The sequence below is a fragment of the Arthrobacter sp. Y3225116 genome (assembly GCF_059091245.1).
Genome location: NZ_JBNHGL010000091.1, coordinates 1 through 10,536 on the forward strand (window position 1 = coordinate 1; position 10,536 = coordinate 10,536).

At 64.3% G+C, this 10,536-nt stretch carries 8 protein-coding genes; 2 read left to right on the top strand and 6 right to left on the bottom strand.

The window, feature by feature from the left end; translation table 11 throughout:
- The 3 genes from AC5RV2_RS10105 to AC5RV2_RS10115 all read right to left on the bottom strand — a co-directional run.
- The coding region (locus AC5RV2_RS10105) for a thiamine pyrophosphate-binding protein (RefSeq protein ID WP_494092220.1) at positions 1-529 on the bottom strand (529 nt) is incomplete at its 3' end.
- Positions 530-602: 73 nt separating this feature from the next.
- Entirely contained in the window at positions 603-2,315 is a 1,713-nt protein-coding gene (locus AC5RV2_RS10110) for an amidohydrolase (protein WP_494092213.1), read from the bottom strand.
- Complete coding sequence (locus AC5RV2_RS10115) at positions 2,312-3,679, bottom strand: MFS transporter (RefSeq protein ID WP_494092214.1); 1,368 nt, start codon at positions 3,677-3,679, stop codon at positions 2,312-2,314. Before AC5RV2_RS10115 ends, AC5RV2_RS10110 begins: the two co-directional genes overlap by 4 nt.
- Before the next feature lie 217 nt (positions 3,680-3,896).
- On the opposite strand from AC5RV2_RS10115, the gene AC5RV2_RS10120 reads away from it, so the two are divergent.
- Entirely contained in the window at positions 3,897-4,793 is an 897-nt protein-coding gene (locus AC5RV2_RS10120; protein ID WP_494092215.1) for an Lrp/AsnC family transcriptional regulator, read from the top strand.
- A gap of 185 nt (positions 4,794-4,978) precedes the next feature.
- On the opposite strand, the gene AC5RV2_RS10125 is transcribed toward AC5RV2_RS10120, so the two are convergent.
- The 3 genes from AC5RV2_RS10125 to AC5RV2_RS10135 all read right to left on the bottom strand — a co-directional run bounded on the left by AC5RV2_RS10125 (position 4,979) and on the right by AC5RV2_RS10135 (position 9,317).
- Positions 4,979-5,629, bottom strand: coding sequence for an FxLYD domain-containing protein (locus AC5RV2_RS10125; protein WP_494092216.1), 651 nt, complete (start codon positions 5,627-5,629; stop codon positions 4,979-4,981).
- 315 nt (positions 5,630-5,944) lie between these two features.
- Positions 5,945-7,138: an McrC family protein gene (locus AC5RV2_RS10130; RefSeq protein ID WP_494092217.1), complete on the bottom strand. Its 1,194-nt coding sequence runs from the start codon at positions 7,136-7,138 to the stop codon at positions 5,945-5,947.
- A 1-nt stretch (position 7,139) separates the two neighbouring features.
- On the bottom strand, positions 7,140-9,317 hold the full coding sequence (locus tag AC5RV2_RS10135; protein ID WP_494092218.1) for an McrB family protein: 2,178 nt from the start codon (positions 9,315-9,317) through the stop codon (positions 7,140-7,142).
- Positions 9,318-9,794: 477 nt separating this feature from the next.
- Here AC5RV2_RS10135 and AC5RV2_RS10140 point away from each other — a divergent pair, with 477 nt between their 5' ends.
- Positions 9,795-10,475, top strand: coding sequence for an 8-oxoguanine DNA glycosylase OGG fold protein (locus AC5RV2_RS10140; RefSeq protein ID WP_494092219.1), 681 nt, complete (start codon positions 9,795-9,797; stop codon positions 10,473-10,475).
- The last annotated feature ends 61 nt before the right edge of the window (positions 10,476-10,536 follow it).

The window sequence follows — 10,536 nt, forward strand, 5'->3', positions numbered from 1 at the left end:
GCTCACGCCGCGGCGCGGCCTGCAGCAGATCCGCCGGCGCGTCCAAGGGACCCTCGAGCACGTTGAGCGGGACCTCGATGTGCACCGGCCGCGGGCGCCCGTAACGGAAGAGTTCGAAGGCGTCGTGGATGCCCTGGACCGCCTCCGTGGCGGAGGTGACGCGGCGCGACCACTCGACGATCGCGCCGACGGCGGCCGTGGCGTCCTTCGTCTCGTGCAGCGAGCCGATGTCCGCGAACTCCTCGCCCTCGGGCACGCCCGGCGACAGGATGATCAGCGGCCGGGACTCGCAATAGGCGGTGCCCGCCGCGGAGAGCGCATTGAGCAGGCCGGGCCCCGACGTCGTAATGACGACGCCGGGCAGGCCGGTCTGCTGTGCCCAGCCGTCGGCGGCGTAGCCGGCGCCCTGTTCGTGCCGGGTGGTCACCGGGCGGATGCCCAGCGGCGTCAGGTGGCGGTAGAACTCCAGGTTGTGCGTGCCGGGGATGCCGAAGATGGTGTCGATGCCGTAGTTCCGCAGGGCCGTCATGATGGCCAGGCCGGTGTTATCGGCGACGACGCCCTCAGGCAGCGTGACCGTGGGGGTGGCCGCCGGGGTGTGCTCAGACATGCTGCACCTCTTCCGTGCGGAGTACGGGGCGGTCGGCCGTGAAGCGCTGGATGCCGTCCACCCAGGTTTCCAGGACCGGGATGCCGGAGATCTCGGCGGCGTCGACGGCCAGCGGGTCGCCGGCGAGGACCACGAAGTCGGCCCGCTTGCCCGCGGTCAGCGAGCCGAGGTCGTCCTCGCGGCCCAGCGTGTAGGCCGCGTTGATCGTGTGCGCCGCCAGCGCCTGCCGCGCCGTGATGAGCAGCGCGTCCGATCCGAGCTTGACGCCGGAGCGGGTGATGCGGTTGGTGGCGGCCTGGATGGCTTCCAGCGGCTTGGGTTCGGCCACGGGGGCGTCCGAGCTGATGGTCACCCGTACGCCGGCGGCCGCGAATTCGCCCAGCGGGTTGAACCGTTCGCCCGGGGTGCCGACGGCTTCCTTCACGCCCTCGCCCCAGTTGTAGTAGTGCTGCGGCTGGTTCACCGGGTGGATGCCCGCGGCGGCCATTCGGTCGATCTGCTCCAGCGTGGGCAGCCCGCAGTGTTCGATCCGGTGCCGGGCATCGGTATCGGGGCGTTCGGCCTGCGCGGCCTCGATGGCGGAGATGACCATCTCCAGCGCCGTCGGGGACTGCGCGTGGGTGGCGGTCTGCAGGCCCAGCCGGTGCGCCTTGGAGATCAGCGCGGCGTAGTCGGCCGGGTCGTGGTAGAGCTGGCCGGTGCGGCAGGGGTCGCCCACGTAGCCGTCCGGGAAGTACGCGGTCCAGCCGCCCAGGGTGCCGTCGGCGTAGAACTTGAAGCCGGCGAAGCTGAGCCGCGCGTTGCCGAACTGGCCGTGCAGGCCCATCTCGGCGGCCTCGTCCAGCAGGTGCGAGAGCAGGTACATGCTGACCCGGACCTTGAGCTGGTTTTCCTCCGCCATGCGCAGGTACATGTCGAACTCGCGCCGGGACACCTGCGCGTCGCCGATGGTGGTGACGCCGCCGGCCAGGAAGTTCTCCTGGGCAATCTGCAGCTGGCGCAGGTGCTCCTCGGGGGCGTCGGCCAGGTGGAAGTTCGGGCCGTGGTGGCCGATCTTCACGCCCTCGAGCCCGGTCAGGATGTTGCAGGCCGCGTCGGAGAGCTCGCCGGTCAGCTCACCGGAGGCGTCTCGGAAGAATTCGCCGCCGGCCGGGTTGGGGGTGTCCTTGGTGACGCCGTGCAGTTCGAAAGTGTAGGAGTTCACCACGCCGCCGTGGCCGGAGGCGTTCATCAGGTACACCTCGCGGTCGGTGGCGACCTCGTCGAGCTCCTGCCGGGTGGGGTGGCGGCCCTCCACCAGGTTGGTGTGCTCGTAGCCGAAGCCGCGCACGGGCAGGCCGTTGGGGGTCTCGGCCGCCCGTTCCTTCAGCAGCGCCACGATCTCGGGGATGCTGCCGGCGCGTTCCGGCCCACAGTCCACCCAGGTCTTCAGCTGCCCGTACATCAGCGGGTGCGCGTGCGCGTCGATGAAGCCCGGCACGATGGTGGCCCCGCCGGCGTTGTGTTCCTTCGGGTCGGGCAGGCCGAGGTTGACGGCGGCGGCGCGGCACTGTGCCTCGGTGCCCACGGCGAGCAGGCGGCCGTCGTGCACGAGCATGGCCTCCGCCGTCGGGCGCTCCTCATCCATGGTGTGGATGGTGGCGGCCGTGATCAGCTGTGGGATGAAGCTGGTCGCGGGAGCGTCGAAAGTCTTGAGTTTCCTCACCGGAAGGCCTCCAAATTGGTGTTGCTGTTGTTCGTGCGTTCGGCGTCGTCTGCCGAGGCGTCGTCGGCGTATTCGTCCTCGTCGCGGTGCTGGGGAGCGATCGCCAGGCAGACGATGCTCAGCACGCCCATGGCGCCGAACATGATCAGGACGGGCCAGATGCTGCCGGTGGTGCTGAACAGGAAGGTCGCGGTCAGCGGGGCGAGGGCAGCCCAGATGGCGTTGGCCATCCCGTAGGCCAGCGAGATGCTGGTGTAGCGGGCCTGTGCCCGGAACAGCTGGGACAGGATGGTCGCGGTCGGCGCGTAGGTGGCGGTCATGACCAGTCGCATCGCGGCGAACGCCAGGAAGATCAGCCATTCCGGACCGGTGGACATCAGCAGGAACTGCGGGACGATGAGCACGATCGAGCCGACCAGGCCGACGAACATGACCCGCTTGCGGCCCCACCGGTCACCCAGCCAGGCGACGCCCAGGGTGCAGATGAGCTCGACCAGGGCCGCCACGGACAGCGCGTTGAGGATCATGGTTTCGTTCAGGCCCACCGACGGGTCGGTGCCGTACGCGGTGGCGAACGTGGTGGCCAGGTAGTAGCCGCCCGTGGAGATGGGCAGCAGGCCGATGCCGATGAGGATCGGCTTCCAGTTGGTGACCAGCGCGTGCTTCAGCGGCAGGGACTGGACCTTGCCTTCGACCTTCTCCTCGAACACCGGGGATTCCTCCACCCGGTAGCGGACCCAGAAGCCCACGCCGATCAGCACCACGGAGAGCAGGAACGGGATGCGCCAGCCGCCGTCCACCAGGAACGTGTCGCTGATCCCGGACAGGTAGGCGAAGATCAGCGTGGCGCCGAGCGCGCCGGCCGGGTTGCCCAACTGTGCGAAGCCGCCGTAGAAGGTCTTGTGCTTCTCCGGCGCGTGCTCCACCGCCATCAGCACGGCGCCGCCCCACTCGCCGCCAACGGCCAGGCCCTGCAGGGCGCGCAGCACCACCAGCAGCACAGCGGCCCAGGAGCCGATGTTCTCGTGGGTGGGCAGCAGGCCCACAAACACGGTGGACAGGCCCATGATCAGCAGCGTGATCACCAGCGAGGGGCGCCGGCCGAACTTGTCGCCGATGTGGCCGAAGATGATGCCGCCCAGCGGGCGCATGAAGAACCCGACCGCGTAGGTGGCGAAGGCGGCGGCGATGCCGGTCATCCGGTCCGCTTCCGGGAAGAAGAGCGGGCCGAAGACCAGGGCCGCGGCCGTGGCGTAGATGTAGAAGTCGTACCACTCAATGGCGGTGCCGACGAACGCCGCGAGTCCGGCGCGGCGGGCCCGGGCGTGGCTGAACTGCGGCCGGGCTGCTGATGTATGAGACATGGTCTTCCACCTTAAGGTGTGGGCATGAGTGCCGTTGTGATCTCTGCGACTGTAGGGCCTAAATCACAATCCAACAAGAGCACAAATGTCGCGTTACGGCCCCGTGAATCCACTTCTGCTCCGGTTCCCGCGCATGTTTGAGCGAAAGGGCTTGCTTGTGCGCCGCGTCACTGGATAATTGACGACGGCGGTGCTCACTTGGGAGGTTAAGGAAACTTTGGCGGACCACACCGAAATGATCGACACAAAACTCGTCCGTGCCCTTCAGAAGGAGGGCCGGGCCAGCTACCAGGAACTGGCACGCGAGCTCGGCCTGCCGCGCGCCACGGTCTCTGCCCGGCTGCGGGAACTGCTGGACAGTTACACGGTCCGGGTGGTGGCCGCGGTGGATCCGGCGTTCCTGGGGCAGCACGTGATCGCGCACGTCTCGGTGGTGGCGTCCGGGCCGGTGCGGCATATTGCCCAGCGGCTGGCGGAGTGGTCGGAGGCCGTGCTGGTCTCGGCGGTCGGCGGCACCCATGACCTGATCGCCGAGATCCGGGTAGCCACGCACGACGAACTGCACGCCGTGCTCACCCAGCTGCGCGAGCACCCTAACGTCGCCTACATCGACACGCTGGTCTACACCCGGGTGGTCAAGGGCCTCTTCATCTCGCAGTACGCCGGCGAGGTCACCATCGACGGCGTGGACACCCAGCTCATCGAGATCCTGCAGCAGGACGGCCGGACCAGCTACCGAAATCTCGCCGCCGCCGTGGGGCTCACGCCTACGGCCGTGCGCTCCCGGGTGCAGCGGCTGCTGGACGCCCGCATTATCCGGATCAGCGCGGTGGAGTCCCGTGGCGCCGGCGGGCGGCAGCTGTCCATGGGCGTCGGCCTGAACCTCTCCGGCGACAATGACGCGGTCCTTGAACTCCTGCGCAGCTCATCCCACGTGGAGTTCGTCGCCCAGACCGTCGGCCGCTTCGACGCCATCGCCACCCTCGCCGCCCAGTCCCCCCGCGACCTCCTCGCCCAACTCGAAGAAATCCGCAGCCTCCCCGGCGTCAGCCGCACCGACTCCTGGCTCCACCTCGAAGTCGTCAAAGAAGACTATGCCCGACGGATATCATGAGTGGCGGCTGCCGCCGTCGTCGTTTAGCGGCCCGGTCAGGAGAAGGAAATCCTGCCGTGCAGGAGTTCCTTCCGTGGCAGCTGCCCCGCGCCACGACCAATGTCCGGTAGCCCGCGTCAAACTGCAACCTCGCGCCGTTTACGCTCGGCCTATCCTCCGGCGATTACCGGGAACCACCAGTTGATTTAGCTCAGGGAACTGAATCCGCTTGCACCCACAAGGAAAGTCGGGCAAGGATCACCGAACAAGTCAGCTTGGAAGGTCACACTCTGCCCGGGTTCGAGGTCAGCGTCGGGAGATGCATATGCAATCTGGGTGCTCAGCAACTTGTCGTGCTCGTCAAAACAGGTTACTAGAACGCTATAGGGACCGTTCAGCTTGTCATCAGAAACGTTGGTTGCTTGTCCGGTGACCGCGTCGTTCACCAGATTGGCCTGGTCCATTTTCAAATCCCTAAAGTACGGCTCACCTGCAACTGGCTGTGAGGCGACTGTGAAGTCAATTTTCGCGTCTTTGGGAATGTCGCTGCTGAAGTACACATAGCCGAGAGCGATTCCGCCTGCGGGGACGTTGGCCGGCTTCAACCCCTGGCTCCGGCCAGAACCGACAATTTTGCCTGACTTGTCCTTGGCAGCCCCCGATACGTCAACACTGCTAATCGTGTCAGGCGTGTTGTTGCGGATAGCAATCGGAACTGTCGTACCGAAACCTTGGGAGGCGGCAATTGGCGCGGAAGCAACTACGTCCACCCGGCCTTCCGTACCGTCTCCGAACTCGGGCTTGGCAGTACCTGCAAGCCAACCAGACTCAACAATGTCCTTTATTGTGGCCGGCACGACAGCCTCCGCTGGTGCCTCGCTGGCGACCTCCGAGGACTCGGGAGCTGAACTTCCGCCTCCTGTCTGTGCTGATCCTGGAGATGCGCAGCCCGCTAGACCCAAAAGAAACATCGCCCCAAGGAACACGGCCAAAGACTTTTTCAAATTTCCCCCAACAAGATTCGGATAAACGCTTTTAGTGAATCATATAAATCAGCAGTATTGGTCAACGATTACAGCACTGCGACATGGTGACCCTTGCCCGTAGCTAGCGATGTCGCGGGTGAGCTTACTCGTCCGAAAAGTTCGGCTGGACTCTCCTGAAGCGTTACGTTAGCTAGCTCGCACTGCCTGGCGGGCTAGCTGACGGACGGCAGCAAGCAGTTCCTCGGGCGAACGCGACAGATCCAGCGGGAACTCTACGATCTCTACTTCGGCGTTCCACACCTTCCGCACGCGCACCGGCCCGGCGTCGGCGTAGACCAACCAAGCCCTCGGCACGTCCAACGCTGTGCAGTAGGCCAACATTTGGTACTGGTCCGCGTTAGGGTAACCGGACCATGATGACGCCTTGTACTTCGCGTCGAAGACGGCCACCGGCTTCCCGCCAATCACATGCACGACATCGGCGAACATGGTCACGCGTGGCCGTCGCGTACCGTCCGACTCGTCGAGGAAGCATCGGTACTGTGATTCTGTCCGCCCCGGCACAGCAGTCAAGGCCTCCTTTAGCGCGGTGGTGACGAAGTCTTCGAACACCGCAGCCATGTTGACCACAAAAGAGGCAAACTGTTGCCTCCCCGGACCTGCCTCGGCGGACATATTCCGCAGGATGATCTCTGCCAGCCCTAGAACCGGGCCATAGTGGGCATTTGCTCGCGACTCGCTCCACGCAGGCAGCGGGGCCCCGGCGCGGAGGAGGGCAACGCCGTCGAGTTGGGAGTCCAGATGCGCCAGCCGTCCGCGCATCTCGGCTGATAGGCGCGGCAGCTGGAGTATCCGACGCAGCGCTGTGCGCAGGACCCGGTTCTCCGGGATATCGATGGTGAACTCGTCGTAGGAGGCCTCCATCGGGAGGAGCATGCCGGGCCGGCGTGACATTTGGTCGCTGACCCGAATGCGTCCGCGGACCGTGCGCAGCGCGTCCTCCACATGCACATAGCCGGACAGTGCACCGCGGGACAGGGCCCGCTCCCCCAGCCTGACAAGGGATTCAGCGAGTGCCGAGAACAGATCCTGGTCCTCGTCTGCTGCCACCTCGTCGGGCCGGAAGCCCGGATTCTGTGCATATCCAAGCAGGAACAGTAACCGGTCTAGCCCCACCTTCGCCTTGGGCCGGACCTCCACCAGCAGCTCGCCCGCCTGCACAGCGCCCACCCGCCCGGCCGGCAGCACACGCCAGCCGCCGAGCACGTCCGGCTGCACCGAGACCAGGCTGCTGCTGTTCAGCAGCGCGGCAGTGTCGCCGTCGAATTCGGCAAGCACGGGCTCCTGTTGGAGCTCGTCCAGCACAAGGTGCCAAATCACCTCAGTTCGCCCCTGCGTCGAAGTCGACCCCGCGCGGCTCTGCCTCGAGCTCCGCAAATTCCTCCATAACAAGATCCACAGCGCCTACCCGCGCTGCCTTCTTCCGGATCGCAGGTAGCCCGAAGCGCTCATGGACTTGCTCGCGGCTAAGCCGGCCGAAGTAATGCTCCTCCAGCAGCGGCAGCAGTTCGTAGCGCCAGATTCGTTCCAGGCCGGCGTCGCTTTCGGCATGCTCCTTCATGAAGTAAGACGGGCCAACCATCAGGTCTCGGTCGCCGGCCTCGAGCTCCGAGTTGAGGGCATCCAGCAGCCGTGCACGCAGAGGGCCCTTCCCCTGCGCGTCCAGATAGCGCGCCAGCATGCCCTCGATCATTCCCTCCTGCGGATGGAGTTCCACGAACGCGAATCGGCGGCGGATGGCCGCGTCCACCATGGCGATGGAGCGATCAGCAGTGTTCATCGTGCCGATGATGAACAGGTTCGGGGGCAGCACGAAAGTCTCAGTCGGGCTGTACTGCAGGTTGATGCTCTGGTCACGGTACTCAAGCAGAAAGTACAGTTCGCCGAACACCTTGGCCAGGTTGCCGCGGTTCATCTCGTCAATAATCAAGAAGAACGGCTTGTCCCGGTTGCCCTCTGCGGAGGCCTCCGCAGCGATCCGGCGCAGCGGTCCCGGCTCCAAAGTGAAGCCCACCTGCCCGCCCTCGCCCAGCGCCGGCCGGTAGCCCTCGAAGAAGTCCTCGTACGCGTAGGACGGGTGGAACTGCACGGTCTTGACGTGGTCGCCATGCTCGTCGCCTGCCAAGTAACGGGCGATCTTTCCGGCCAAGTATGTCTTTCCAGTGCCGGGCGGGCCGTAGAAGACAATCTGGTTGCGTGTCTCCAGTAGCTCCACAATCTCCTGCAGATCCTCGCGCGCCACGTGCAGCGCGGCGGCCAGCTCGTCGGTGGCCTTGCGCAATCCAGGTACGACGGCGGGTTGAGCCTGGGATTCGACGCCTTCCGGCTGCTCGCCGTCCGTCAGGCCAGCGGCTTCGAAGAGCTGCTCCACCTGAGCAAGCGCTTCGGTAAGGTCGACGACGGAGCCCTGCTCCTCGAGCAGGCGGGGCAGGGGGGCACCCAGTTGCCTGCCGTCAAGGGACGAAGGCTGCCATTCGACGTCGCGCCGGAGTCGTGAGGACTCATCCTCGACGTACCCGGCTTCGCCAGTGATAACGCCCAGGTAAAGCCGGCCCTCATGCTGGGTCAATACCAGATCGTCCGGCTTCATGAGAGATAGAAAGCGGTGGTACTCCGCGGCCCGGAGCTTGTGCTCGGCGTAATCGCTATGACGATATCCGTCATTGACTGCCTGCTCGATCTCCTTTAATCCGCTGCCCGGCTTTGGACTCCCGAGATGCTGGGCCCGCAAGGAGACGAAAGAACCGTCCTGCCAAGATTCCAACATGGGCACCCCGCCTTGGCTCTGGCGGACAAGCCAGGTCCGGCGGCCTGGTGTCTTGATCTTGTCGCCGCGCCAAGCGCGGAAGGCCGCTGCTTCCTCACCGCTCCAGCTGTCCGCCGAATCGACGTTCATCACTGTCCACATAAGGCCCTGCGCATCCAACCTGTCCCGGAGCTTGATGCCGAACTCCGGCGCAAGCCGCAGAATCTCATCCATTGCCTCAAGGAGAAGCTCGTATCGACGGGCGGCTCCCTCATTGGCGCCCCGGTCGGTCCATCCCACGAGCTTGAGGAACTTTTTCACGGCCGCCGTGCGGTACGGCGGAAACTCCGCCGGGTTCCTGCCGAGGAGAAGGAGCGAAGCGAAGCACGTAATGTCGCCAACTAACAGCTCCTTGGGCTTGATCTCCCGGAAGCGTTCCTCGAACGGTGCCATTCGTCGTACATCGATACTGTCCCGCCAGAGCAAACCGACAATCGCACCAAATTCTTCAGGGTGGGCCTGGCTTACCTCGGTCAGCTTCACGAGCGGGAACCAGTGCATCAGGTTCACGGAAGTAATGTCTTTCCGCAGACGTTCAGACCAATCCCCAGCCCCGCCCAGGTATGCTTCGCGGGTAGCTGCCAATCGCTCGGAGAACTTCAATTTGTAGTTGCGCTCCTCGGAGTCGAGGTCTACGTCCTGGGCAAACTTCACCGCATAATCCATGAACCGGGTCCACTGGTCGTCAGCCACGGGCCTACCTTTCCACCACCATCAGGAGGACCCGACAAGACCCTCTTGCTATCTATGGATCCAACACTAGGGCGCAGACGTGATGTTTCGATGCAGAGCCGTGCCGGGCTTCGGCGTCAGGTTAGCCTGATTTGAAACATCCATCACGCTAGCAAAAAGTTAAGGCATGACACGGCCGTTGCACATAGACCTCCACAACGGCATAAGTGAGTGAACTGTTCGAGCAAGGATTCATCGGCATCGCCTGAAATCCCAATCCCGATATCCGTTGCACCGGAAATTACAGTGGCCTTCTCAAGGAGTCATTGGAGCAGGCTTACCTGGAAGCAAAAAGCTGGTCCCCGATTATCGCCAGTTGTTTTCCATTGGGCTCAAGGGCGGCGCGAGCAGGTCCTGCTGCGAGCGCAAATATTTCTTTTACTTCCAGCTCGACCCAAAAGGCGAAGATCATCCAAAAACCTGCTTAGAGTGATGTCCATGACAGCGCAGCTCGCCGTATCCCCTGCCCCACGTTCCCTGCAAAAGTGGGTTGACACCCATTCGCGTACCGAGGCTATTGACGATCACGGCTTTGAACTGAACCTTGGCTGGTGGAACCAGCGAATCGCGCACCTGTCCGGGAACCCAGTAGTTGGGCACGACGGGCAAACGACCAACGGACGGATCAGTCGTGGCAGCCTGTTTGATTTGGCGGCCGTTGCCGGTAGTGACGACACCGGTACCGGCGCTCTTCGGCTGTTTTGGCACACTCTCGCCTGGGGAACCGGCTCAAGCCACCGCAACAGTCCACGACGCATCCAGTCGGTGGAAGCCGATCCGGAGCGGACGGGGCTGCTGTTGCGCGATGCTGCCCGCCTCGCATCTACCGATCCCAGTAAAGCCTTTTTCAGATTGCGCCCGCGGGGCAACGCCATCAAGTCTCTCGGGCCCAACTTTTTTACGAAATACCTATACTTCGCCGGCGCTGGAGACATTTGCCACCCCTGCCCGATCGTTGACCGACGGGTTCTTCGTACCCTCCATCGCGAAACACAGCTGCCCGTTCTCAACCCGAAGACAACCAACTACGACCTCCGCACCTACGATTCGGCCCGCCTAACCATGAGCTTCTGGGCGCATGAGGGGACTGCCCCGGCTTTTGTTGACTCGGGGTTTTAGGCCGCGGTGAGTGCGGACCGGTTGATTGTTTCATATTCGATGGGCGTGAGTTTCCCCAGCC

What these genes read in the sequence shown, in the direction of transcription:
- AC5RV2_RS10115 (WP_494092214.1), bottom strand. Translation starts at nt 3,679, where the DNA reads ATGTCTCATACATCAGCAGCCCGGCCGCAGTTCAGCCACGCCCGGGCC.
- AC5RV2_RS10140 (WP_494092219.1), top strand. Translation starts at nt 9,795, where the DNA reads ATGACAGCGCAGCTCGCCGTATCCCCTGCCCCACGTTCCCTGCAAAAG.